The 23,301-nt window shown below is 69.3% G+C and carries 22 protein-coding genes, 2 pseudogenes and 1 CRISPR repeat array; of the genes and pseudogenes, 11 read left to right on the top strand and 13 right to left on the bottom strand.

Translation table 11 applies throughout. From position 1 onward, the window contains the following. Positions 1–15 precede the first annotated feature (15 nt). The gene (locus CGL27_RS39880; RefSeq protein WP_119992421.1) at positions 16–1,188 is read right to left on the bottom strand and encodes an acyl-CoA dehydrogenase family protein; all 1,173 of its coding nucleotides are present in this window, start codon (positions 1,186–1,188) and stop codon (positions 16–18) included. A gap of 385 nt (positions 1,189–1,573) precedes the next feature. Between CGL27_RS39880 and CGL27_RS39875 the strand changes: the two genes are divergently transcribed. The 4 genes from CGL27_RS39875 (at position 1,574) to adh (ending at position 6,497) form a co-directional block, all read left to right on the top strand. After that, positions 1,574–2,851, top strand: coding sequence for a glycoside hydrolase family 18 protein (locus tag CGL27_RS39875; protein WP_119992420.1), 1,278 nt, complete (start codon positions 1,574–1,576; stop codon positions 2,849–2,851). A gap of 333 nt (positions 2,852–3,184) precedes the next feature. After that, positions 3,185–3,319: a hypothetical protein gene (locus CGL27_RS53285; RefSeq protein WP_257789967.1), complete on the top strand. Its 135-nt coding sequence runs from the start codon at positions 3,185–3,187 to the stop codon at positions 3,317–3,319. A 128-nt stretch (positions 3,320–3,447) separates the two neighbouring features. Then, positions 3,448–4,866, top strand: a complete 1,419-nt coding sequence (locus tag CGL27_RS39870) for a GAF domain-containing protein (protein WP_119992419.1) — start codon at positions 3,448–3,450, stop codon at positions 4,864–4,866. Positions 4,867–4,973: 107 nt separating this feature from the next. After that, the gene (adh, locus tag CGL27_RS39865) at positions 4,974–6,497 is read left to right on the top strand and encodes an aldehyde dehydrogenase (RefSeq protein WP_119992418.1); all 1,524 of its coding nucleotides are present in this window, start codon (positions 4,974–4,976) and stop codon (positions 6,495–6,497) included. A gap of 162 nt (positions 6,498–6,659) precedes the next feature. Here adh and CGL27_RS39860 read toward each other — a convergent pair whose 3' ends face one another. The 7 genes and pseudogenes from CGL27_RS39860 to CGL27_RS39820 all read right to left on the bottom strand — a co-directional run bounded on the left by CGL27_RS39860 (position 6,660) and on the right by CGL27_RS39820 (position 14,323). Further along, entirely contained in the window at positions 6,660–8,054 is a 1,395-nt protein-coding gene (locus CGL27_RS39860) for an integrase (protein WP_346345763.1), read from the bottom strand. Continuing rightward, positions 8,045–8,242, bottom strand: a complete 198-nt coding sequence (locus tag CGL27_RS52545) for a helix-turn-helix domain-containing protein (protein ID WP_119992417.1) — start codon at positions 8,240–8,242, stop codon at positions 8,045–8,047. Before CGL27_RS52545 ends, CGL27_RS39860 begins: the two co-directional genes overlap by 10 nt. 1,655 nt (positions 8,243–9,897) lie before the next feature. Beyond that, positions 9,898–10,224 carry a hypothetical protein gene (locus tag CGL27_RS39845; RefSeq protein WP_119992416.1) on the bottom strand — a complete coding sequence of 109 codons (327 nt, stop codon included), beginning with the start codon at positions 10,222–10,224 and terminating at the stop codon, positions 9,898–9,900. 26 nt (positions 10,225–10,250) lie between these two features. Continuing rightward, entirely contained in the window at positions 10,251–11,114 is an 864-nt protein-coding gene (locus CGL27_RS39840) for a DUF3592 domain-containing protein (protein WP_119992415.1), read from the bottom strand. 79 nt (positions 11,115–11,193) lie between these two features. Beyond that, positions 11,194–12,288, bottom strand: coding sequence for a hypothetical protein (locus tag CGL27_RS39835; RefSeq protein WP_119992414.1), 1,095 nt, complete (start codon positions 12,286–12,288; stop codon positions 11,194–11,196). 363 nt (positions 12,289–12,651) lie between these two features. Further along, positions 12,652–13,763: pseudogene (locus tag CGL27_RS52540) on the bottom strand (integrase core domain-containing protein). A gap of 74 nt (positions 13,764–13,837) precedes the next feature. Beyond that, positions 13,838–14,323, bottom strand: a complete 486-nt coding sequence (locus CGL27_RS39820; protein ID WP_205587827.1) for a hypothetical protein — start codon at positions 14,321–14,323, stop codon at positions 13,838–13,840. Positions 14,324–14,523: 200 nt separating this feature from the next. On the opposite strand from CGL27_RS39820, the gene CGL27_RS39815 reads away from it, so the two are divergent. Continuing rightward, the gene (locus CGL27_RS39815; RefSeq protein ID WP_119992413.1) at positions 14,524–15,765 is read left to right on the top strand and encodes a SpoIIE family protein phosphatase; all 1,242 of its coding nucleotides are present in this window, start codon (positions 14,524–14,526) and stop codon (positions 15,763–15,765) included. A gap of 12 nt (positions 15,766–15,777) precedes the next feature. On the opposite strand, the gene CGL27_RS52535 is transcribed toward CGL27_RS39815, so the two are convergent. Continuing rightward, on the bottom strand, positions 15,778–16,230 hold the full coding sequence (locus tag CGL27_RS52535) for a hypothetical protein (protein WP_240450806.1): 453 nt from the start codon (positions 16,228–16,230) through the stop codon (positions 15,778–15,780). A 72-nt stretch (positions 16,231–16,302) separates the two neighbouring features. Between CGL27_RS52535 and CGL27_RS52530 the strand changes: the two genes are divergently transcribed. The 3 genes from CGL27_RS52530 to CGL27_RS39805 all read left to right on the top strand — a co-directional run bounded on the left by CGL27_RS52530 (position 16,303) and on the right by CGL27_RS39805 (position 17,916). Then, the gene (locus CGL27_RS52530) at positions 16,303–16,578 is read left to right on the top strand and encodes a hypothetical protein (protein WP_240450805.1); all 276 of its coding nucleotides are present in this window, start codon (positions 16,303–16,305) and stop codon (positions 16,576–16,578) included. Further along, a complete protein-coding gene (locus CGL27_RS52525) occupies positions 16,575–17,219 on the top strand; it encodes a hypothetical protein (RefSeq protein WP_240450804.1) in 645 nt (214 codons plus the stop codon). Before CGL27_RS52530 ends, CGL27_RS52525 begins: the two co-directional genes overlap by 4 nt. Before the next feature lie 262 nt (positions 17,220–17,481). Next, complete coding sequence (locus tag CGL27_RS39805; protein WP_119992412.1) at positions 17,482–17,916, top strand: DUF6069 family protein; 435 nt, start codon at positions 17,482–17,484, stop codon at positions 17,914–17,916. Between the two features lie 67 nt (positions 17,917–17,983). On the opposite strand, the gene CGL27_RS51150 is transcribed toward CGL27_RS39805, so the two are convergent. The 3 genes from CGL27_RS51150 to CGL27_RS39780 form a co-directional block, all read right to left on the bottom strand. Beyond that, positions 17,984–19,117 carry a hypothetical protein gene (locus CGL27_RS51150; protein ID WP_205587825.1) on the bottom strand — a complete coding sequence of 378 codons (1,134 nt, stop codon included), beginning with the start codon at positions 19,115–19,117 and terminating at the stop codon, positions 17,984–17,986. 208 nt (positions 19,118–19,325) lie between these two features. After that, on the bottom strand, positions 19,326–19,538 hold the full coding sequence (locus CGL27_RS39785) for a hypothetical protein (protein ID WP_119992411.1): 213 nt from the start codon (positions 19,536–19,538) through the stop codon (positions 19,326–19,328). Positions 19,539–19,684: 146 nt separating this feature from the next. After that, positions 19,685–19,999: an HAD family hydrolase gene (locus CGL27_RS39780; RefSeq protein WP_240450803.1), complete on the bottom strand. Its 315-nt coding sequence runs from the start codon at positions 19,997–19,999 to the stop codon at positions 19,685–19,687. Positions 20,000–20,051: 52 nt separating this feature from the next. Between CGL27_RS39780 and CGL27_RS39775 the strand changes: the two are divergent. Then, positions 20,052–20,342: pseudogene (locus CGL27_RS39775) on the top strand (transposase); the annotation flags it as partial. 17 nt (positions 20,343–20,359) lie between these two features. Then, a CRISPR array of direct repeats spans positions 20,360–20,513; the repeat unit is 28 nt; unit sequence GTCGGCCCCGCGCCAGCGGGGGTGGTTC. A gap of 398 nt (positions 20,514–20,911) precedes the next feature. On the opposite strand, the gene CGL27_RS51145 reads toward CGL27_RS39775, so the two are convergent. Then, positions 20,912–21,460, bottom strand: coding sequence for a hypothetical protein (locus CGL27_RS51145; RefSeq protein ID WP_205587824.1), 549 nt, complete (start codon positions 21,458–21,460; stop codon positions 20,912–20,914). Here CGL27_RS51145 and CGL27_RS39765 point away from each other — a divergent pair. Together CGL27_RS39765 and CGL27_RS39760 are read left to right on the top strand one after the other, a co-directional pair. Next, a complete protein-coding gene (locus CGL27_RS39765) occupies positions 21,437–21,685 on the top strand; it encodes a hypothetical protein (protein ID WP_162953177.1) in 249 nt (82 codons plus the stop codon). The genes CGL27_RS51145 and CGL27_RS39765 overlap by 24 nt on opposite strands. Positions 21,686–22,238: 553 nt before the next feature. Further along, positions 22,239–23,258: a DUF4331 family protein gene (locus tag CGL27_RS39760; protein ID WP_119992408.1), complete on the top strand. Its 1,020-nt coding sequence runs from the start codon at positions 22,239–22,241 to the stop codon at positions 23,256–23,258. The last annotated feature ends 43 nt before the right edge of the window (positions 23,259–23,301 follow it).

Below are 23,301 nucleotides of genomic sequence, written 5' to 3'. Positions count from 1 at the left end.
CTCAGAACCCCCGGCTCAGCCGGTCTCAGGTCCCGCGAGAGCGCGGGCGATGACCACCCGCTGGATCTGGTTGGTGCCCTCCACGATCTGCAGGACCTTCGCCTCGCGCATATAGCGCTCGACCGGGAAGTCCGCCGTGTAGCCGTATCCGCCGAGCAGTTGGACGGCGTCGGTGGTGATCCGCATCGCGGCGTCCGTGCAGAACAGCTTGGCCATCGCCGCCTGCTTGGAGAACGGCCGCCCCGCGTCCCGCAGCCGTGCCGCCGCCAGGTACAGGGCGCGCCCGGCCTCGATCTGGGTGGCCATGTCGGCGAGCATGAAGCGCAGCCCCTGGAAGTCGGCTATCGGCCGGCCGAACTGCCGCCGCTGCGCGGTGTAGGCGAGCGCCTCGTCCAGCGCCGCCTGGGCGACGCCGACGGCGCAGGCCGCGATGCCCAGACGGCCCGCGTCGAGGGCGGACAGGGCGATCGCGAACCCCTGGCCCTCCTCGCCGATGCGGCGTGCGTCGGGGACCCGCACCCCGTCGAGATGGATCTGGGCGGTCGGCGAACCGGCCATGCCCATCTTGTGCTCGGGTGCGGCCGCCGAGAGCCCGGGGGTGCCCGCGGGGACGAGGAAGGCGCTGATGCCCCGGGTGCGCTCGGGGCCGGTGCGGGCGAGCACGGTGTAGAAGTCGGCGATTCCGCCGTGGGTGATCCACGCCTTGGTGCCCTCGATCGTCCAGGTGTCCCCGTCACGGGTGGCCCGGGTGGTGAGCCCGGCCGCGTCGGAGCCGGAGGAGGGCTCGGAGAGGCAGTACGCGCCGAGCAGACCGCCGCCCAGCATCGCGGGAAGGTGCTCGGCCCGCTGCTCCTTGCTGCCGTAGCGGGCGAGGGCGTGGCAGGCCAGGGTGTGGACGCTGACGCCGAGGCCGACGGTCAGCCGGGCCGCCGCGAGTTCCTCCAGGACCTGCAGATAGACCTCGTACGGCTGGTCGCCACCACCGAACTCCTCGGGCTGGACCAGCCCCAGCAGCCCGGACTCGGACAACAGGGTGAACAGCTCGCGGGGGAAGCGCCCGGCGGCCTCCTCCTCGGCGGCCCGGGGCTTGATCTCCCGTTCGATCAGCTCGCGGACGAGCGAAATCAGGTCGCGGGCCTCCTCGGTGGGCAACTCGCGTTCCACCGGCTGCGGGCCGTGGTCGGTCATGGCGGCGCTCTCCTCTCCCCTGTTCAGGCGCTGCGGCGACGTGCGCCGGGGTGTGGCGGCGCCGCCGGTGTTGCTGCCGCCGACCGGCCCGCCCGCCCGGATCGCGAGGGGTGGTGACCTGTACCGCGGCGGTTGGAGTATGCCCGATCCCGGGCCTTCCGCCACCGGTTGCCCGATCTTCGATCAACTTCGCACACGAACGCCCACCACCTTCTTACGCGCATTCCCACCAACGTCGCATGTGCGGAGCAAATTGGCCCAGACCATTGACCCCACTGGTCTAGTCCTTCTACCTTTTCCCCACCCTGCCCTGCGCGTTCATGTCAAGCTATGGGCAGGTCGTCGGGCAGTTCACTCTCCCCTCACCCCCCACCGAGGAGACTCCATGCTCAGACCAGGCAGACTGTCGGCCGCGCTCGCGGCGCTCTGTACGGCGGTCCTGACCGCCACTCTGCTCGCGGGCTCGGCCGCGGCCGGTGAACCCCAAAGCGCCGGCATAACCAAGGCCACGCCCAAGGCCGCGCCCAAGGCCGCCGAGGCCCCCGCCACGAAGGCCGCCGGTGACAAGGTCGTCGGCTACTTCACCGAATGGGGCATCTACCAGCGCAACTACCACGTCAAGAACGTCGAGACCTCGGGCTCGGCCGCCAAGCTCACCCACATCAACTACGCCTTCGGCAATGTCACCGGCGGCAAGTGCGCCATCGGCGACGCCTACGCCGACTACGACAAGGCGTACGACGCGGCGAGCAGCGTCGACGGCCAGGCCGACACCTGGGACGCGGGCGCCCTGCGCGGCAACTTCAACCAGCTGCGCAAGCTGAAGAAGCTCCACCCGGGCCTCAAGGTGCTGTGGTCCTTCGGCGGCTGGACCTGGTCCTCCGGGTTCACCGAGGCCGCCAAGAACCCCGCGGCCTTCGCGCAGTCCTGCTACGACCTGGTCGAGGACCCGCGCTGGGCGGATGTCTTCGACGGCATCGACATCGACTGGGAGTACCCCAACGCCTGCGGGCTGACCTGTGACACCAGCGGGAAGGACGCCTTCAAGAACCTGATGGCCGCGATGCGCGCGAAGTTCGGTTCGTCCAATCTGGTGACCGCGGCGATCACGGCCGACGCCTCCTCCGGCGGCAAGATCGAGGCCGCCGACTACGCGGGCGCCGCGCAGTACGTCGACTGGTACAACCCGATGACGTACGACTTCTTCGGCGCATGGGCCGCACAGGGCCCCACCGCCCCGCATTCGCCGCTCAACTCCTACGACGGCATTCCGCAGCAGGGCTTCGACACCGACGCCGCCATCACCAAGCTCAAGGGCGCCGGCATCCCGGCCTCGAAGCTGCTGCTGGGCATCGGCTTCTACGGACGCGGCTGGAGCGGCGTCACCCAGGACGCCCCCGGCGGCACGGCGACCGGCGCCGCGCCCGGCACGTACGAGGCGGGCATCGAGGACTACAAGGTGCTCAAGAACTCCTGCCCGGCGACCGGCACGGTCGCGGGGACGGCCTACGCGCACTGCGGCGACCAGTGGTGGAGCTATGACACTCCCGCCACCATCGCCGGCAAGATGAACTACAAGCAGCAGCAGGGCCTGGGCGGCACCTTCTTCTGGGAGCTCAGCGGCGACACCACCAACGGTGAGCTGATCAAGTCCATCAGCTGACCCTCGTACGAACCCCGTACGCCCCCTGATGACGCGGGCGGGGAGCCCTCACCGGCTCCCCGCCCGCGTTGTCGTGCGTGGCGGGCCCGACGTGCGTGGCGGGCTCGACCGGCGGCCGACCGATCCTCAAGCGTTCAAGCGGCGTGCGAGGGGGCGCGGGAAGCGTAAGGGGAGATTCCCGGCAACGCCGCACACCCGGTGTGAACACGCTCCATCCGGTGCCCGTACCTGAACGCGGCTTGTTCTGACTGTTGCGGGGCATCCGCCCCACAAGGAAATCTGAGCGCACGGGTGACCCGCACCGTCTCGTGCGCATGAACCAAAGGAACGATCATGAGCTCCGAGCAGTGCCCGAGCTGTGGTGGCCAACTCGCCGTGAACCAGGACGGGTGGAAGATCTGCCACTCCTGCGGCTATGCCTCCCCGCCCGGGGTCGCGCCCGCTCCCTCTCTGCCCGCCCGAAGCTGACGGCCGACTCCCCCACCCCGTCCGCCCCTTAGTACCGTCTCCTCGTATCCCCGAAGCCCCGAATTCCCGAAACCCTGGGACCCTGGACCTCTGAACATTCCGCCCCCCGTACCGCTGAGCGAGGCACCATGGTCAATCCTTGGCTGGCGATGGCGTCCGGCACCGACCCCGCCGAGCGCACCCGTGCCGTGCGCCGCGCCCATGAGGCGTTTCTGACCGAGGGGTCGGTGAGCCCGGCCGTGCGGCCGGTGGTGGCGGAGTCCTGGCGGCGCTCGGCCGACGCGCGGGTCGCCCAGGAGCGCAACGCGCCGATCGACCTGGCGGACGACGCGCTGGACACCTACCGCGCGGACCATCCGCTGGCCCGGGTGATGCCGCTGTTCCGGGAGCTGCTGGGCACCATCGCCCACGACGGCGCCCATCTGCTCGCGGTCTGCGACGAACAGGGCCGGATGCTGTGGGTGGAGGGGCACGCGGGCGTACGGAACCAGGCCGAGCGGATGAACTTCGTGGCCGGGGCGCGCTGGGACGAGAGCCATGCGGGCACCAACGCGCCCGGGACGGCACTCACCGTCGACCATGCGGTGCAGATCTTCGCCACCGAGCACTTCAACCGCACTGTGCAACCGTGGACCTGCGCCGCCGCCCCCATCCACGATCCGCACACCGGACGGCTGCTGGGCGCGGTGGACATCACCGGCGGGGACCATCTGGCCGCCCCGCACAGCCTCGCCCTGGTCCAGGCGACCGCCCGCGCCGCCGAGGCCCAACTGGGCGCCGGGGAGCCACGGGCACGCGGGCCGCGGATCTGTCTGACGGCGCTGGGCCGGGACGAGGCGCTGCTGGTCGTCAACGGGCGGCGGCTGCGGCTCGGGCGGCGGCACAGCGAGATCATGGTGCTGCTGGCGGGCCATCCGGAGGGGCTGTCCGGCGACCGGCTGACGCTGGAGCTGTACGGGCCCCGGGCCGACGACCGCTCCCCGGTGACGCTGCGGGCCGAGCTGTCGCGGCTGCGCCGCCTGGTGGGCCCGCTGCTGGGCTCGCGCCCGTACCGGCTCTGCGCACCCGTGAGCACCGATCTGGCCGACGCCGCCGAGGCGTTGGCCTCCGGCGACGCGTATACGGCGCTGCGGGCGTATCCGGGGCCGCTGCTGCCGCTGTCGGAGGCACCGGGGGTGTGCCGGATGCGGCGGGTGCTGGAGGACGGGCTGCGGCGCACCGTGCTGTCCCACGGCGATCCGGAACTGCTGCGGCGCTGGGCGCAGACGCCGTGGGGCGAGGACGATCTGGAGGTCGCGGAGGCGCTGCTGACCGCGCTTCCGGAGCATGCGCCGGGGCGGGCGGTTCCGGCCGCGCGGGTCCGGCGGCTGCGGGAGCTGTACGGGCTGGCGGGCGTTGCCCCGCACGGAGCCGGCACCCGCCAAGGGGGCGTTGCCCAGCACCGAGACGGCGCCCACCACGGAGCCGGCCCGCACCGCGAAGACCACGCTGAACGGCAAGGAGGCGGCCACCAGGACGCAACGTCCCCGCAACGTGGCCGCGGCTAGCCTCCCCGTCGGCTCCGCCCGTGTCGGCGCGGGCGGGGCCGGGACGCGCACGAACGACGCGTCCGACAACGGGACCCCATCACGCGTACACCACGGGAGGCCGCCCCATGACGCGTTTCGCAAACCCCGGCTCCGAGGGCTCGGTCGTCAGCTATCAGCCGCGCTATGACCACTGGATCGGCGGCGAGTACGTACCGCCGGCCCGGGGCCGCTATTTCGAGAACCCGACCCCCGTGAACGGGCAGCCGTTCACCGAGATCGCCCGGGGCACCGCCGAGGACGTCGAGCGGGCCCTGGACGCCGCCCACGCGGCCGCGCCCGCCTGGGGCCGTACAGCACCCGCCGAGCGCGCCTCGGTGCTGCTGAAGATCGCCGACCGGATGGAGCAGAATCTGGAGGCGCTCGCGGTCGCGGAGAGCTGGGAGAACGGCAAGCCGGTACGGGAGACGCTGGCCGCCGATATCCCGCTGGCCATCGACCACTTCCGCTATTTCGCGGGGGCGATCCGGGCCCAGGAGGGCAGCCTCTCCGAGCTCGACCACGACACGGTCGCGTACCACTTCCACGAGCCGCTGGGCGTGGTCGCCCAGATCATCCCGTGGAACTTCCCGATCCTGATGGCCACTTGGAAGCTGGCCCCGGCGCTGGCCGCGGGCAACGCGGTGGTGCTGAAGCCCGCCGAGCAGACGCCGGCCTCGATCCACCTGTGGATGAACCTGGTGGCCGATCTGCTGCCCCCGGGTGTGGTCAACATCGTCAACGGTTTCGGCGTGGAGGCCGGAAAGCCGCTGGCGTCCAACTCCCGGGTGGCCAAGGTCGCCTTCACCGGGGAGACCACCACCGGCCGGCTGATCATGCAGTACGCGAGCGAGAACCTGATCCCGGTCACCCTGGAACTCGGCGGCAAGAGCCCGAACGTCTTCTTCGACGATGTCTCGGCCGCCGACGACGACTTCCTGGACAAGGCGCTGGAAGGGTTCACCATGTTCGCCCTGAACCAGGGCGAGGTGTGCACCTGTCCCTCACGGGCCCTGGTCCAAGGCGGCCACTACCAGGCGTTCATGGACGCGGCCGTGGCCCGTACGGAGAAGGTGGCGCAGGGGCATCCGCTGGACACCGACACCATGATCGGCGCCCAGGCGTCCAACGACCAGCTCGAGAAGATCCTGTCGTATCTGGACATCGGCCGGCAGGAAGGCGCCCGCGTCCTCACCGGCGGCAGCCGCGCCGAGCTCGGCGGTGAACTGGAGGGCGGCTACTACGTCCAGCCCACGATCTTCGAGGGCGGCAACCATATGCGGGTCTTCCAGGAGGAGATCTTCGGACCGGTGGTCGCGGTGGCGCGGTTCACCGACTTCGAGGACGCGATCGGCATCGCCAACGACACGCTCTACGGGCTGGGCGCGGGGGTGTGGACCCGGGACGGCACGACCGCGTACCGCGCCGGGCGCGCCATCCAGGCGGGCCGGGTATGGACCAACTGCTACCACGCCTATCCGGCGCACGCCGCCTTCGGCGGCTACAAGCAGTCCGGGATCGGCCGCGAGACCCACAAGATGATGCTGGATCACTACCAGCAGACGAAGAATCTGCTGGTGTCGTACTCCCCGAAGAAGCTGGGTTTCTTCTAGACGCCCGAAAAAAGGCGCCTGACCTGGGTTTTCACCCGTCAGGCGCCTTTCGCTCAACCCGCTCTCGACCGAGCCCGGCTTGCGCGTTAGCTCCCAGTTCCTCCCACTGCTGTACCCCTCCTGACCAGTGCTTCCGGACCAGTCACGGACCAAGCCCCCGGTTCAGCCCTCGGGTGCGTCACCCTGGCTGACGCGCTGCCACTCGTTCATGGACTGCTCGATGAGGCGGTTCGCCTGCTCTCGAAGGCCGTCAAGGAACTTGGCGTAGTGGCGGAAGAGAACCTCGATGCTCTGGCCAGCGCGGCGGGCGCATTCGGCCGGGTCCACTCCGGAGTAGAGCCAGAACGAGATCCCGGCATGCCGGAGATCGTAAGGTCGCTTGGCCAGGCCAGAAGTGCGCTCGGTACGAGTCAGGGCGTGCTCCCGGGCCCGCGCCCACGTGATGCCGTAGGCGGCAGCGTCCACGTAGTTGCCAGCCTGGTTCCGGAAGAGTCGGCCGTCGGGTGCCACGTCGAACCGTTTCACATGGGCGCGCAGCATGCGTACGAATGGCGGCGGGATGGGAACAGGTCGCGTCGCGCTTGCCGCGCGACGCTTGAGCGAGTGCACCTCGTGCGCCTCGCCGTCGTCGGTCCACTCCTTGCCAGACGTGACAACCCCGCCCGAGAGGTTGAGCATCCCCCATCCAGTCTTCGGCAAGTGGCATTGATCAATCCGAAGATGGATGACCTCGGCTGGCCGCATAGCCGCGAAGTACATGCAGCCGAAGAAAGGCTTCAAGATGAGGACCCCGCCCCCGCTGGTGAGCAACAGCCTCGAGCAGCCGAAGCACCTGGGCCGGATTGGGAACGGCGGCCGGATCCACTTCCTCATTGACTGCTGGCGCCTTCCACCGAAGCCCGTTGAGGGGGTTATCCGCGAAGTACCCCTTCTCACCGCAGTGTTGAGAGCGTCGTTGAATGCAGCCCTCTTGCGTCGGGCTGTCTTGGCCGCAGCCGCCTTGCCGTCCAGTTTGTGGCACATCGCATCGAGGGCCCGCCTCAAAACGTCGGCTTCCGCGAGGGCGCTGACCGGCAGAGAGTTCCGCTTCATCCAGCCCAGCGCGTGGAGCCACTCCTCGGTGGGCTCGCGCTGCCAGGCGTTCTTGTTGAAGGCCCACGAGTACAGGGCACGCCGCAGTACCCGCGGATCGGAAAACGTTACGCCAGGGCGTACCAGGGCGGGCGTGACCGTGGCGAAGGCATCAGCCAGAGTGCGGCGGGTGTTCCCTGGTGTGCGGTCCCACCTTTGCTCGATGTATTCGTGCGCCAGGTCATACCACGTAGTCTGCTGCTTGATGGCCCGCAACTCCGATGCCGGCAGGCCGGTACGCTGATCAAACGGCTCACCCTCGCGAGCAGCTGTCATCAGCTTCGCGCGTCGGCTATCAGCAAGCGCGAACGTGATAAAGGACTCGGACTTCTCTCGCCCGCTAACCGTCCACCGAACCTGGAAAGGCTTGCCCCGGTCGGGTCGCTCGCGTATCTCCCAGAAGCGGACGTTATAACTCATCGCCATCCAGGCGTTTCCCTTTCACACGCCTCCCACCACGCATCCAGATCGGCGCGGCGGCAGCGTAGTTCACCGTTGGGCAGCTTGATCATTCGGGGTGCCTGACCGCGCGCGCGTAGGCGATAGAAAGCCGATGGGCTCATTCGGATTTCCGCTAGGACCTCGGCGAGCTTGAGCGCAGGCGGACGAGCCATTGATACTTCCTCGGGGATTCCGAATTTTGTCGACCGCCCAAGCGACAACGCGCGACTTGTACCCACTCCGCAACAGCTGATGGGCACGCGCTGTCAGTTACGGGGGCTGCTGGGCGCCGACATGAAGAGTCGTAGTGTCCGAACGGCTCCACCGCCAAGCACAGCCGCTGCGAACACCCTCAATGGTCGTTACGATCGCCGGTTTGGCTAACCGGCGATCGTGGTCTATGTTGTGCCCCCAACAGGGAAAGTCACGGACGATTGCCAGCCGACGAAACTCAGGGCCAGCCGGCGCGATCGGAGAACGGGGCCGCGTCGTCCGTCACGAGCCCCCGAGCCCGTTGCCAATTGGCCGGTCCAGATCGCGTGCAACGACGCGCTCGGAAACACCGACGGCTTTGGCTATGCGGCAGGGTGGGGTTCCAGGTGTGTCGCGATGCGCGCGAGGACCCCTCGGTCCCGGCGGTAACTACGTTGCAGCAAGTCCTCGCCGACCAACCCGGTCGCACAGCCGCAGAGACACCGCAGCGTGGAGGAGCGGCGTGATGCTCTCGCTCCGATGTGGTCCATACGTTCAGGGTGTGAAATGCCAAGCGGACGGGGTGTTGCATCGGACGGATCGGAGAGCGACATTCGACAGGGGGTGCTCCTTGGGGCGGGGACTCTGCGATGAGGCCGAGCAGCACGAGGTATCGGCCGCCGTCACGGCCGACCTGCAGGTCGGCCCGGAATCCTGAATCCCATCGCTGACTCCGGGACGTTGTACGTTGACATAGCCCCAGGGGAGGTTCCAGTCCTTCGGGGCTATTCCTCGTCTGCCGTGGGCGAATGCCGCGCCGAGGGAAGGCCAACCGGAAAATGCAGGGGGCTTTCCCTCGAAGAAGAGGGGCAGGGCATGCTCCGCCTTCACCTGGCTCGATTGCACCGTGATGCCGGTGTGCACGGCGCCAGCGACCAGCCCGGACGGGAAGCCGACAGCCTCCGACAAAGAGGCGGCACGGAAGTCGCAGGCTGTGCTCCGGACATACCATTGGACGGCGCAGATCGTTGGGAGTTGGGGCCCGGAGTAAACAGAAGGGCTACAGCGCCTGAGTGTCGCGGCGTTCGCGAGGACTACATGATCCCTTTCCAGTTCCAGGGTCACGGCGTTCACGGCCACGCAGGAGTCGACATGCTACTGAGCCTCTGCCTGCCTCGGATCGCATGGACGCGTGCTGGGCTGTGCAGTTCAGGGTCTTTGAAAAGTGATCTTGTGTCCTGGTTCGCCAGTTGAGACCGAATGAGTTCAAGGGGCGGTCGCGGGCGGCCCGGCGGAGGACCGCGCGATGTTGCTGTGGCCGTCCTGACGGTGGCCGCCGATGGCGAGGTTGCGCAGGCTGGCCATGGTGCGGCCTCATAAACGCCCTGGTCAACGTCCTGAGCAGCATCGTCCGTTCGGCGTCAGGAGGATCCCAGAAGGGCGTTCCCGCTGATCAGCGCCGGTACGAGATCGCGGCTCGGGCGTGTGACCGAGGTAAGGGCGATCGGGCTATGGCCCGATCGCCCTCCCTCGGTCACACGCCTCTTACCGGCACCCCAAGACCTCAAGGATCCCGCGGTCGGCCTGGATGTGCACACGCTCGTGATGGAAGACCTTCGGATCCGCCGGATCCATGTCAGACCACCCTCCGGTCGGCGAGCGCGGCCACCTCGGTGAAGTACGCGCGGAACAACGGCTCGTCGTTGTGCGGCACCCGGAACGCGGGCGAGGTGCTGTACCAGAAGGCAGCCGGGTCGGTGCCGTAGAGCGCGGCGTTCGGATCGCGTACGGAACCGATGGACAACTTGCCGGGCTGGTTGGGCTTCTTGTAGTGCACCAGCGCGCCGAGCCACCGCAGCGGCACCCGGAAGGTGCTGGCGGGATTGGCCAGATAGAATAGTTCGAAAACCCCCCGGTCCACTCGCAGATGCGGGTCCTCGTAGTCGAACGTCAGTGGATCCATGGCGGGAAGATAGCCCGGCTCCCGCGTCACAGCGCGACCGCCCCGACCACGGCCGCCGCCGCCACGACCAGAACACCCACGACGTTGACGACCATGTCCCACTTCCAGGACCGGCGTTCGGCCTCGACGTCCAGGACGAAGACCGCCGGGTCGTCGGGGGCGTAGTGGACCGTGACGTCCAGGCCCCGCGATCCGTCGGGGTCCGCCAGTCCGGACTCGCAGTAGGCCGTGACGGCCCTGCCGTCGAGGGTGGTGAAGGTGACGACCGGTACCAGGTGGGTGGAGGTGCTGCCGTCATTGGAGTCGACGGTGACACTCTTGAGCACGGCGACCACACGGCCGGGTACGGCGGCCATGGCGGCCAGCGCGTCGATACGACGGTTCCTGTCGCGGACGTTCCCGGGCAGGTGGTACGCGCCGGAGAGGGCCCAGGGTCCGCAGAAGCCGAGCAGCGCCCACGGCCAGCCCCAGTGGATCGCGGCGACGGCGACCAGACCGGCGTAGACGAGGAAGAGCGCGAAGGTCGGCCAGCCGAGTCCGCGCCCGCCTTCGGAAAGGTGGTTGGCGAACCGGAAGGCGTGGGGCCTGCCGCGCGGGTAGTGGACCCCGATCTCCCGGCCCGTCCAGGCCACGCTGATCCTCTCGCCCCGCTCACCGTCGTTGGTGACAGTGAACTCCTGCCCGGTGGCCGGGTCCTGGAAGGAGACGACCACGGCTATCCCGTCCTTCGGGGAGCTTCCTTGCCGGGGCTCCCTCACCCGCTCGATCCGCCCCTTCGCCCAGACCGTCCGCTGCGCCCGAGTCATCCCGGCCAGCCACCTCCCGTACCCGACCAGCGCCACCGCGCCGAACACGCCACACCACAGAACCAGATATCCGTGCCAGCCCATCCGTCTTTCCTCCTGCCGCTTCGGGGACGGCCACCGAGCACACCCCTTGCCGTCCACAACAGTGCGGTCCCAGGGCACCTCACCGTGCGGGCGCGCGCCGCACCACCTTGCCCTGTCCGTCTGCCTCCAGTGACGCCGTGCCCTCGACCCCGGTCACAACGACCCTGATGATGAGGGAGCCGGTGAGACAGTCGGCGGTGATCTGCCAGGTCCGCGGGGAGCGGACGCCGAGGGTGGTCGTGGCCTCCTCGACTAGTGCGGGGAAACGACCGTAGGGCAGCGCACGGGGGTCGAACCCCGGAGTCTGCGTGCCGGCGGGCGAGAACACGACCGACAGCAGGCGCTCCTGCACGACGACGGTGAGCGCCTGGCGTGTGTCCCCACCCTTGGTGAGCGAGCCGAGGGCCCGGTCCAACTCGCCCTTGTCGAGAAACGACTGGCCCGGGCCCAGGGCGACCGTTCCGGACGCCGACGACACAACCGTGGTCGACGACGTGGAGGAAACGGACGGCCACGCGGCCGAAGGCGGCGTCGCGGCGTCGTCCCGGCCGAAGAGGTCCGCGCGGAAAAGCAGGACCACGGCGGCCGCGCCGAGCAGCACGCCGAGGAGCACGACGAAGCCGAAGGCATAGCCCTCCGGGGGCGCGGCCACTCTGGCCGTCCCAGGCACCGAATCGAGGCGGGCCGAGGCCGCCCGGTCCTCCCACTCCGGCGTCGGCCGCTTGACGATGCGCACCCGCCATGGCCGGTCCGGTGGGTACTGGACCACCACGACACCACGCGGCCGGTAGTCGGGCAGGTCCACGAGGTTGATGTCCTGCGTGATGTCCACCCGGTACGCCGGCTCGTCGTCCGGTACGACGGTGAGCTCGAACCGCACCGGTACCTCGCTCGTCTCGCCCCCGACGGCCTCCCGACTCTCGATCACCGCAAGCGCCGTGCGGGGCACGACCGCCGCCTCCCGGGCACGCCTCGGCATACCGGTGAGGAACAACAGCAGTCCGTAGACCGCGGGCAGCACCAACCCCGTTACGAACAGCGGTGCGTTCTCGATGATCCCGCCCACGACGAGCGCGGCGAGCGACGTCCCGACCACGCCACCGGTCAGGAAACCCCGGGCGAGCGCGACGGGCGTGTTGTGCGTGGGCGGAGGCGCACCCGTGGTGATCGTCATACGGGCGATTGTGCTGGGCTCAGGTGACGGCCGGTAGACCTCGGTATAATCTTCCGGCCGGTCACGGTGGGATCGCCTCGATCGCTTCTCTGAGGTGGTGTAGCACGGCGCCGAGTTCGCCCGGTACCGGAGTGGCCAGTGTGCCTGCCGAATCGCTCGCGGACGATACGGGCTGGTGGCGAAGGCGCCTGCCCCAAGTCTCTCCTTTTCGCTCGCGCGTTGGAGTGCGGGCGGCTCATTCCCTGGGGCGGGAGGGCGGATCCGTGAGGTCCCGCCCCGGTCCGCGGCCAGCGTCGGCTGTCGCCGGGCGCAAGCAGGCTGGTGACCTCGGCGATCGCCTCCTGAAGGGTGTCAATATTCCGATCAGGCTGCTGGGCTGGGCCTTCCCTGTGGATGGTAAGGCAGTCGGAGTGGCGTGGTGTGGTACTCGTTGAGCAGTCCACCAAGTACCTGTCGGCGCCTGACCGCAGCAGCGGGCAGGGGAATGACGTTCAGGTCGTCGTCAGGTGCTCGTAGGCCGCGGCTGCGGTGGGCTCGTCCGGCGTTGTAGTGCTCGGCGTATGCGGTAAGGACCGTCCGCAGGTGTCGTTCACCGGTGATGAGGAGCCGGTCGGTGCACTCGGCGCGGGCCGTGCGTATCCATCGTTCGGCGAACGCGTTGGACCGGGGACTTTGCGGCGGAGTCGGGATGACGGCTGTGCCGTTGCCGGCGAAGACGGCGTCGAACGCGCCGGTGAACTTGCTGTCCCGGTCCCGGATGAGAAACCGGAAGCACCCAGCCCTCTCCTCAAGGTCCATGAGCAGATTGCGGGCGAGTTGGCGACCCATGCACCGGTCGGGTGGGCGGTGACCCCCAGGACATGGACGCGCCGGGTCTTGATCTCCATGACGAAGAAAACGTAGAGACGCTTCAGGAGGACGGTCTCCACGTGCATGAAGTCGCAGGCGAGCAGCGTGTGAGCCTGGGAACGCAAGAAGGAACGCCAGGTCTGCTGGGAGGCGCGCTGCGGCGCGGGCGGTAGACCAGAGCGGCGCAGGACGCGCCGGACAGTAGCGGCGGCAACCCGATGACCCAGCCGTCGGAGCTCGCCCTGGATCCTGACGTACCCCCAGGTGGGGTTCTCTCGCGCCAAGCGTTGGATGAGCGCCGCAATCTCCTCTGACAGCGGTGGCCGACCGGGGCCCGTTGGGGTCTGGCGCCATTTCCAGCGCACCAGACGACGGTGCCAGGTCAGCAGCGTGCCCGGAGTGACTAGCCGATGACGACGCAAGGCGGGTGGCAGCTGGCGGGCGAGGGCGGAGAGCACGGCACGATCGGCCCATGAGAGCTTTGGCCGCTTGATCTGCCGGCGCAGCACGGCGACCTCATGACGAAGCACGAGGATCTCGGCGCTGTTCGCGGCGGTCGATCGGCCCAGCAGGAGGAGGCAGCCCAGTAGTCGGCAGAAAATCAGGTAGAGCAGTCGCAGACCCACAATCACTGATCATGCCCATACTCGGAGAATCACAAAGCCCCAGGTCAACCACCGTACGCCAATAAAGACACCCTTCAGGACGCCAGGCAGTCGGCGACGGCCTCATGACGGTGGCTGGCCCGCGCGTACGCCAGGGCGGCGCTGTCCCGACCGGCGAGGTTCGCCAGCGACGCCTCCGTGCGGAGACTCTCGTACGTGCCCAGCGCCCGGCAGTGGCTGCGGGTGCCCGGCATCGGAAAGAGCCACGCCGAGCGCTGCGGCACCGGGGCCAGCGCGATCGCGGCGCACAGGCCCACTACGAGGGAGTACGCGACCAGATTCCGGGCGTACGCGGAGCGAAGGCCGGGCCTCCATGGCGGCAGGCGATAGAAGGAGAGGATCACCGCGAGAAGCGTCACGCCGATGTAGGACGCGAACCACTCCCAGGCTCCTTGCGCTAGGGCGAACGTCAGCACGGCCGCGAGGCCGATGCCGATGATCCCCGCCTGGCCGGAGGCGTCAGGGACGCCCCTGCCGATCGATGTGGTCTTCCGGGCCCCTTGAGCGTGGAGGTCGTCCACGGGCTCTCCTCCTCGTCCGAGGCCACCAGTGTTCGCGCCGATCGCACCCTTGCGCCCGACGCCATGCCGGACTGGTCCGCGAGCCGCCCGGTTGGCGCCCTCGGTGATCGGCGAGCCGACAGTCCGTCGCTCAGGGCGGGCCGCATAGTCGAGAATCGGAGATGAGGCAGGGGCCGGGCCGGACAGGACAGGAGAAGGTTGTGAGCACACCGCGGATCGACTACCGGGCGGTGTTCGCCGTCACGCCGAGCCCATACCTGGTGCTGGCCCCGGACCTGGTGATCGTCGAGGTCAACGAGGCCTATCTGCGGGCCACGGGCCGGACCAGGGAGGAGTTGATCGGCCACTACCTCTTCGAGGTCCACCCCGACAATCCGGCGGACCCGGACGCCGACGGGGTGCGCAATCTGGACGCCTCTCTCCAGCGGGTCCTGCGCTTGAAGAGGACCGACACGATGGCGGTGCAGAAGTACGACATCCCCGTCTCCGGGCGTCCGGGAGCGTTCCGGGCGAAATGGTGGTCGCCCATCAACACACCCGTCCTCGGGCCCGAAGGAGAGGTGCGGTGGATCATCCACCGGGTGGAGGACATGACGGAGTTCGTGCTCACCCGCTCGCTGCGCCCGGGGCCCGAGGAGGCGGGCGGGGAGCGCGAGGCGATGGAGGCCGAGCTGTACACGCGAGCGCGGGAACTCCAGCGCCTCAACGAGGAACTCCGCGAGGCCCACGACCGGGAGCGCCGGACCGCCCTCACCCTCCAGGAGGCCATGCTGCACTCCCCGGACCTGGCCGGACACCGCGAAATCGCCGTGCGCTACATGCCCGCCGCCCGGTCGCTCAACGTGTGCGGAGACTGGTACGACGTGGTGGACCTGTCCGCGGACACCTTCACCGTCGCGGTCGGCGATGTGGTCGGCCACGGCCTGGAGGCCGCCGCCGTCATGGGCATGCTCCGCAGCGCCCTGTCCGCCGCCGTCCGTGCCATCAGCGAGCCCGGCAGAGCGATGGACGTCCTGAGCCTCTACGCCCGCACCTTCGAGGGCGCGCTGGCCACGACCGCGGCCAAGGCCGTCGTCGACACCCGCCACCAGCGCATCACCTACACCAGCGCCGGCCACCCGCCCCCCGTCCTGGCCCGGCCGGACGGCACCGTCGACCTGCTCGACCAGGCCACCAACCCACCGCTGGGCCTTGTCACCGACCACCTCCCCCGCCCCCAGGCCACGGTGTCCTACGCCCCGGGCGACACCCTCGTGCTCTATACCGACGGACTCATCGAACGCCGTGACGAGGACATCGACGTCGGGCTGCGCCGCCTCACCGACACCCTCGCCCGCCACACCTCTCTCAGCCCCGGCCAGCTGGCCGACACCCTGCTCACCCGCCTCGGCGTGGCCGACGGCGGACGCGACGACATCGCCCTGATCGTCGTCCGTCTGTGAGATCCCGCCTGGTCATGCGTGGGCCTGTTCACGCGTCGGCCGCCGGGTGCCCCATGCGAGGCCGCGCTCGGTGAGGGCGGACCGGCGCAGTTCGGCCCGGCCGATGCGCAGGGGCTGGTACGGATCGGTGTGCTGGAAAACATGGGTCGCGGCACGGACCCGCACCTCCCGCAGCCCTCGTCGGCGCAGCATGCCGGGCAGCCGGCGGCCGGGACCGCGCTCCGGGCGCCGGGTGCCGAGTTCGTCGAGGAAGTCGCGGGGCATGGCGCGGACGTCGCCGAGTACGTCCGTCAGCTCGGTGAGGGGCGCGCGGTCCAGCCATCCGGCGGCCTCGTCACACGGATCGTCCGGTGCGCTCAGGTGCGCGTGGTGTGCCGGCAGCGACAGCCGGGGGGCGTCGCGTGCCCCGAGCCGTGCGCGGACGCCGGTGGCGAGGGTGGCGACGTTGCCCAGGACGCAGAGCACGGGCAACCCCTCCCGCTTCCATGGGCCTGGCCATGGGGTTGGGCGGCGGGGCCGCCCGGCACCGCCCGTGCCGTGGACGAGTCGGGCTCGTTCGGCCTGGCACGTCCCGGCGAGGTGGACTGGGCCGCCACACGCACGGACGCCGCCACCGCCGCCCCGGCGGACGGCCACGCACCCCGGCCGGTCGTGCTGTACTCGCCCGGCCTCGGGGTCACCCGCACGCTGGGAACCTCCACCGCCGAGGAACTCGCCGACCGTGGCTATGTGGTGGTCACCATGGACCACACGCATGAGACATCCTGGTCGAGTTCCCCGGCGGCCGCGTGGAGCTGCGAAAGGACCCCTTGACCGATCCCGCGAAACGCAAGCAGGCCATCGAGACCCGCGTCCGCGACACCCGCTTCGTCCTCGACCAGTTGGCCGTCCTGCGGGACGCCGGAAATCCCGATGCCGAGGGGCGCCGTCTACCCCGCGGCCTGGGCCGGGCGCTCGACCTGCCCCGGGTCGGCATGTACGGCCACTCGGCCGGCGGAATCACCGCGGCCGAGGCCATGCGCACGAACGACCTCATCGACGCGGGCATCGACATGGACGGCACGCTCAAGTACAGCCGAACCGAATTCCTGCCGGTCGCGCTGGAAGGGCTGGACCGCCCGTTCATACTCATGGGCAAGGCCAATCAGACCCACCTGAACGAGCCGTCCTGGCACTCGCTCTGGGACCGCTCGACCGGCTGGAAGCGCGACCTGAGCCTCGAACGGGGCGCCCATTTCAGCTACACCGACGCGATCGTGCCCGCACTCGACGGACGCCTGGACACCCCGGCCCAGAGGCGCGAACAGCACATCGGAACCGTGGACCCCACCAGCAGCACCGCCGCCCAGCGCGCCTACCTCACCGCGTTCTTCCACCAGCACCTGCGCGGCCGACCACAACACCTGCTGGACGGGCCTTCCCCGTCCCACCCCGACGTGCGCTTCGTCCAGTAGGCGACACGGCGGCAGCAGCGGTGGTGCTGTACGGGGGTCCTTGCCGCGATCGGAGTCGTAGGCGCATTCGAAGACGCCGGGGCACTCCCCAAGACCTCGGGGGCTTCGCCATGTCTGCCGGTGGCCGGCCCGTGGCCGGAAGCGCGCCCTCCGAAACGATCAACGAGCAGAATGACGTGGCCCTAAACGGCCCCGCACTCCTGCCACACCCGACCCGCGGGGCCGCTCACCACCCACTTTCCCCATCCACGGAAGAAGTTCCATGACCGACACCGCATCCACCCGCCCCACCGCCGCCATCGCCCGCCTCGTCATACCCGCGGCCCTGGCCGCGGCGGTCGCCGTCCTCGTGGGCTACCTGATCTTCGACGCCGCCGGAGCCGACTTCGACGTCACCATGTCCGGCACCGAGAGCACCGTCACCGCGGTCCAGGCGTGCCTCGCGGCCTTCCTGGTGAGCCTGGTCGGCGGCACCGCCGCGCTGCTCATCGCGCGGCGCACGGCCCAGCCGACGCGTACCTTCGCCGCGATCGTGACCATCGCCGTGGTGCTGTTACTCGTCGGGCCGCTGGTGGGCGCCGACCAGGCCCTCACCGTCGTGGCTCTCGAAGTGCTGCATCTGCTCGCGGCGGCAGCCGTGCTCCTCGTCATCCTGCCGCGCATCGGCACGACCACCACCACGTCGACGGACGCCTGACCGCGTCGCACCCGTGAGTGCCCCGCGGATCCTGGACTCATGCGTGCTGCGTCGCCGCAGCACGAGTTCAGGGTCGGGGCACGTGGCGCAGCGGCTCCACCTCGACGGCGCCGGACGGACAAGACCGCTCCCGCACCGCCGGGTTGTCCTGCAGCCCTTCCAGAACCGGGCTTGCGCTACGTGCGACGGCGGTGGTGGCGCTGCGGTGCGGGACGAACACCCCGCCGGGCTTCACCAGCCGCTCCCGGGCGTCCCGCAGCACGGCTCCGGCGCCCTCGGAGCCGGCGAGCGTGCCGATGACCTCCGAGACACACATCTCGACGGGTTCGGGGAACTCGATCTCGGGGGACAGCCCCTCGGCCACCGTGATCCGGTCGGCGAAACCCGCCCAGGACACCGACGCCCTCACGACGCTCGTCGTGGACACCCTGCTCCGCGGCGCGGGCACCCCGCACCCCAACCGCCTCTGACACCGCCTCTCCGCGAGCCGGTGCCGACGCATGACCAGCCGCCGCAGCCCGGGACGGGTGACGTCGGAAACCCGCCAGCCCCTTCGCTCGCGCCCTTCTACCTTCGCGAACATGTCGCAGTCGCAACGGAACCAGAGGATCATCCAGGACGCCTGGAAGGCGTTCGCCAGCCACGACGCCGACCAGATCTCCGCGGTCCTCACCGAGGACGCCGAGTGGCTGGCGCCCCGGGAAACGCGACTGCCGTTGCGCTGGACGGCGCCAGTCACATGGCGCTCAAGAATCCCGGCGAACCGCAGCCGCCAGGCGGCGTCCATCCCGTCGCACACCCGCGGCAGTCGCAGAAGCACACCGTCCCGCTCGTCGGCGTAGTAGGCGTAGGGCTGGTCTCCGAGGTGCACGGCGTCCGTGTACAGATCCCACGCCATCTGCTGTGCCGCCACCGATGCCAGTGCCCGCAGGTCCGCGACGAGCGCCGGTCCCAGTTCAGGGCCCTCTGCCGGCCTCTGCGGGTGGGCGCACTTGCGTGCCAGGCGATCGTCCCTTGCCCAGCCGCCGACCTTCGCCAGGACGTCCAGCACCATCTCCCGCACGGGGCGAGCGGCATTCACCTCTCGGACCAGATTCGCCGCGAGCCCCCGCACCGCATCCTCACCGAGGTAGGAGCGCAGGGCCCACGATTCGCTGATATGCAGTGCGGCCGCCACCACCCGGGCCTGGTGGCGTAGCACGTGACCGGCCTGCCCGGGAACAAGGTCGACCCCACGTCTGCGGCACTCGTCTTCCAAGAGGCCAGCCAGGCGCTGGATACGGGACACGCTGGGAGTCACGTCGGCACTCTATCTGTGCCGCTGCGGCCTTTCCGGCCAGGCCCGGGAGGCCGGGGGGCTGCGCAGGCGCTGTCGCGAAGGCGACGTGGCGCGCCTCGGCTCCGGCGCTTCAGATGACCGGTTCCAGCCCCGTGGAGCGGAGGAAGGCTCGGTAGCGGACGATGTCCTCGCTGTCCGTGCTGTCGTCCGGGTACCGGAGGCAGGCTAGGAACGCGCCGGGGTGGTCGGAGCGGGAGCCACGCCACTGGTCGGCGTCGCTCACCATGAGGTCGCGGGTGCCGACGCGGCGCGCCTCGGCCGGGTCCGGGAGAATGCCCACCATGCCTCTCCACTACGAAGTCACCGAGCCGCTGACGGTCCCGGCCGCTGAGTTCAACGAGAACCACATCGCTGCCCTCCTCGTGGTCGGTGCGGACTCGCGTGAAAGTGGCCAGGCGGTTCGCGTGAAGGTGTCCAGGCCACCTGTGGTCAGCACAGTTGCGCTGCCGTGAGGACCGATAGCAGGCCAGCGGGGCGGCGGTCAGGCGGCTGCGGGGAGACCAGCACGGTGCGGATACCCAGCGGCTCACCCCCGGAATCCGCGCGCGGACTGTCGCCGACCATCAAGGTCCTGGCCGGGTCGCCCCTCAGGCGCTCGCAGGCGATGGCGAACAGTGTTGGATCCGGCTTGCGGACACCTTCCTTGTAGGAGCACACGACGGTGCCAAGGTACGGAAGCAGCCCGGCGACGGCGAGCGGCACACGGATGTCCCATCCGATGTTGCTCACGACGCCGCAGGCCACCCCGGCTGTGGTCAGCCGCTTCAGGACATGGACCGCATCCGGGTACCGCTCCCGCCGCGGACCTCGTCGACGACGGCCCGCCAAGCTCCATGGCGACAAAGGTTACGACTACGACCTCCTGCGCCGATGGTTGCGCCAGCGCGGCATCCGGCATCGCATCGCCCGCAAAGGCATCGAGTCCTCCCAGCGGCTGGGACGACATCGTTGGACCATCGAGCGCAGCATGGCCTGGCTCGCAGGATGCCGCCGACTCCATCGCCGCTATGAACGCAAGGCCCTCCACTTCCTGGCCTTCACCAGCATCGCCTGCACCCTTATCTGCTACCGCAGACTCGCCAAATGAGATGAGCTCTAAGTACAGGTCGGCCCCGCGCCAGCGGGGGTGGTTCCCTGGGCATAGTGGTGGGCCCCTTTTTGACGCGGTCGGCCCCGCGCCAGCGGGGGTGGTTCGTGCCCCGCCGACCTGTGGGAGCCTCGCCTTTCGTCGGCCCCGCGCCAGCGGGGGTGGTTCCTGGTCGAACACAGGAACAGGGCAATGGACTTGGTCGGGGGTGGTTCCGCCGCGCTGGAGACCGTCCCGGAACTGGCCGCGTCGGCCCCGCGCCAGCGGGGGTGGTTCCCCAGTGCGGCCACGATTCCTGATGTGGTCGTGTCGGCCCCGCACCAGCGGGGGAGTTCAGCGAAGGCCGAACCTCACAGTTCTTCTTCACGCAGGCCAGGACATCACGGTGGTGCATTTCGCCTCGCGCACGCCGCGTGTCCCAGGCCAGACCGCTTATGCAATCTTTCGGCGAGCCCGCATGTCAGCCCCGTGTTCCGTTCTTCGCGCGTACTTGTGAGGCATGACCAGGCGGGTGCGACGCTGCGCGTTTCACCACTGTTCCAGACCGCTATGGAGCCACCCCCGCCCCCTTACCGGAGCAGCTTTGCGGCGCGCTCGGGATGCGCGGCGGTGATGTACCGCATCGCGGTGGTGTCGCTGATCCCGAACAGCCGGATCAGGTGCAAGGGGTCTTCGGTCTCGAAGGCTTCGCGCAAGATGCGGTCCTGCCGCGCGGTCTGCATCGAGACCCCAGCCTGCTTGAAGGTCTTGTGCAGCGCGTCGGAGGTCGCGGCGGCGGGCTCTACGGCAGTCCAGCGGATGATCAGCAGGTGGAGGTTGGCGGACATGGGCCAGCGGTGGTGCCGCTCCCGGGGCCGTTCCGAGGCACTTTGGTAGCTGATCTCGTCCAGGTAGTTGATGTGCCAGCTGCCAGGTCGGCGGACGAGGATGCGCTCGCGCGGCAGGTCGAGGTCGGCCAGGAGCAGGCGGCGGATGTCGGTGCCGCCCAGCGCGTGGCCGCAGACCAGGATGATCAGGAAGCGTTCGAAGGCGCTGCGCGCGTGATCGAGGAGGATCGACAGCGGCACCGTGGTGATGCTGGCGAAGATGAGCCCATGGGTGGGGTCACGGAAGATCACGCGTTCCTGCCGCAGAGCCCGGAAGACGTTGCGCAGAACGAAGTGGATGGCACCCGCACCGCCTTCAGGGTGTACGACGTGGGTGCCACGGCCGGCGCGCTTCCCACCCGCGGACTGATCGCCTCGCTAGGCGTCAAACCGCTGGTGTCCGCAGTGAACCACGGCGTCATCCCCTGGGAGCAGCATGCCCGGCTGACGCGTTCCTGGCAGTACGCCGGGCAGTGACCGCGACCGAGGGATCGTCCAGACGGCGGGCGGCGGCGCCTGGAGTTCTCTCCTGACGAACTCCTCGACGATGGCGTGCAACTCGCTGGCCGGTAGGACCCCAACTGCGGGGTGGCCCGGATCCGTGTCACGTAAAGGTCGCTCATGCCGTAGCTTCACTCCCAGCCCAAGATCCGGACCAGTCACGGGCCAAGCCACTGCGCGTCGCCCCTGACGTACATCATCTACGCAGGTCAGTAGGCATCACGCTCATGTACCACCAGCAGACGAAGAACTTGCTGGTGTCGTACTCCCCGAAGAAGCTCGGCTTCTTCTGAGCACCTTCACGCCCCGCTCTCCCCGTGCGAGGGGAGAGCGGCCGCGTGCGCCTCATGGCTCCAGTCGGTGATCCATTGGGGGGATGTTCGGTGGCGGCATCTCCGCTGTCCGGAGCCGGGCCGGAGCCGCCGGGCTAGCGTGGCGATACTGCCAGTGTGCGGAAGCTTCCTGTGGTGCGGAACGGCCGTTCGCGCGCCCTGGCGGTTCCAGGGAGTGCGATGAGGAAGGGCCTGACATGTCCAACCACTTCACCGGCCTCAGCCTTGGGCCACCGCTCGGCGACCAGCGACTCGACCTGTGTGACCTGTACGCCTTCCAGGCACCCGGCGATTCGAGCAGGACCGTTCTCATCCTCAACGCCAACCCCAACGCTGACGCCCTCCACCCCGATGCCGTATACCGGCTCAACATCGACAACGACGGCGACTACCTCACCGACATCGCCTTCAGCTGGGTCTTCAGCCCGGCGGCGGCGGACGGTTCGCAGACCTACAGCGTCTTCATGGCAACCGGCGCGGAGTCCCGCAAGCCCGAGGTGACCGGCGCCAAGATCGTGTCGGCTGCCGCCGTCTCCTTCGGTCCCCAGGCCAACGTGGTCAGCAGCGGCGATTACCAGGTGAACGCGGGCAGCCGGAGTGACGCCTTCTTCTTCGACTTCGACGGAATCAACAACCTGTTCGACACCAGCGGCAAGCGAAATTTCACCGCACCGCATCTCGACGACCGGTCACCGTGGACCGGGGTCGACTCCAACACCACGGCCAACGTCTTCTCCATGGCCATCGAACTGCCGACCGCCGACCTGACCCCCCATCCCGAGCTGCACATCTGGGGCCGTTGCAGCGTCCTGCGCGACGGCGAACTCGTCCACGCGGACCGGGCCGGGCACCCCTCGGTCAGCAGCTTCTTCAACACCGACGACACCAAGGAGGAGTACAACGCCGGCGAGCCGGTCAACGACCGGGCGAGGTGGACGGACCAGTTCGTCCACCTGCTCGGCCACACCGGCGGCTACACGCACCAGGAGGCGATCACCGCACTCGACGAGCACGGCATCCTGCCGGACGTGCTCCACTTCGACCCCTCCAAGCCGGCGGCCTACCCCAATGGCCGGATGTTCACGGAGGACGTCATCGACATCCGCGTCGCGTTCCTCACCAAGAACGAGGCGCCTCCCAGCGGTCTCAGCCCGCACACCGACATCCTGGACCGGTTCCCGTACCTGGGCGACCCGCACCCGGCGGCCACCTCCTGACCGATCCCGGCGGGGGTGGCGGTGTCCGGGCCGCCGTAGGTCC

This window comes from Streptomyces sp. 11-1-2, assembly GCF_003595545.1.
Lineage (GTDB): Bacteria > Actinomycetota > Actinomycetes > Streptomycetales > Streptomycetaceae > Streptomyces > Streptomyces hygroscopicus_B.
This window is presented reverse-complemented; position numbering and strand designations above follow the sequence as displayed.

Bases quoted from the DNA above. Each gene is read 5' to 3' on its own strand.
- CGL27_RS39880 (WP_119992421.1), bottom strand. From the start codon at position 1,188: ATGACCGACCACGGCCCGCAGCCGGTGGAACGCGAGTTGCCCACCGAG.
- CGL27_RS39875 (WP_119992420.1), top strand. From the start codon at position 1,574: ATGCTCAGACCAGGCAGACTGTCGGCCGCGCTCGCGGCGCTCTGTACG.
- CGL27_RS53285 (WP_257789967.1), top strand. From the start codon at position 3,185: ATGAGCTCCGAGCAGTGCCCGAGCTGTGGTGGCCAACTCGCCGTGAAC.
- CGL27_RS39870 (WP_119992419.1), top strand. From the start codon at position 3,448: ATGGTCAATCCTTGGCTGGCGATGGCGTCCGGCACCGACCCCGCCGAG.
- adh (WP_119992418.1), top strand. From the start codon at position 4,974: ATGACGCGTTTCGCAAACCCCGGCTCCGAGGGCTCGGTCGTCAGCTAT.
- CGL27_RS39860 (WP_346345763.1), bottom strand. From the start codon at position 8,054: ATGGCGATGAGTTATAACGTCCGCTTCTGGGAGATACGCGAGCGACCC.
- CGL27_RS52545 (WP_119992417.1), bottom strand. From the start codon at position 8,242: ATGGCTCGTCCGCCTGCGCTCAAGCTCGCCGAGGTCCTAGCGGAAATC.
- CGL27_RS39845 (WP_119992416.1), bottom strand. From the start codon at position 10,224: ATGGATCCACTGACGTTCGACTACGAGGACCCGCATCTGCGAGTGGAC.
- CGL27_RS39840 (WP_119992415.1), bottom strand. From the start codon at position 11,114: ATGGGCTGGCACGGATATCTGGTTCTGTGGTGTGGCGTGTTCGGCGCG.
- CGL27_RS39835 (WP_119992414.1), bottom strand. From the start codon at position 12,288: ATGACGATCACCACGGGTGCGCCTCCGCCCACGCACAACACGCCCGTC.
- CGL27_RS39805 (WP_119992412.1), top strand. From the start codon at position 17,482: ATGACCGACACCGCATCCACCCGCCCCACCGCCGCCATCGCCCGCCTC.
- CGL27_RS39785 (WP_119992411.1), bottom strand. From the start codon at position 19,538: ATGGTGGGCATTCTCCCGGACCCGGCCGAGGCGCGCCGCGTCGGCACC.
- CGL27_RS39765 (WP_162953177.1), top strand. From the start codon at position 21,437: ATGGGTGGGGTCACGGAAGATCACGCGTTCCTGCCGCAGAGCCCGGAA.
- CGL27_RS39760 (WP_119992408.1), top strand. From the start codon at position 22,239: ATGTCCAACCACTTCACCGGCCTCAGCCTTGGGCCACCGCTCGGCGAC.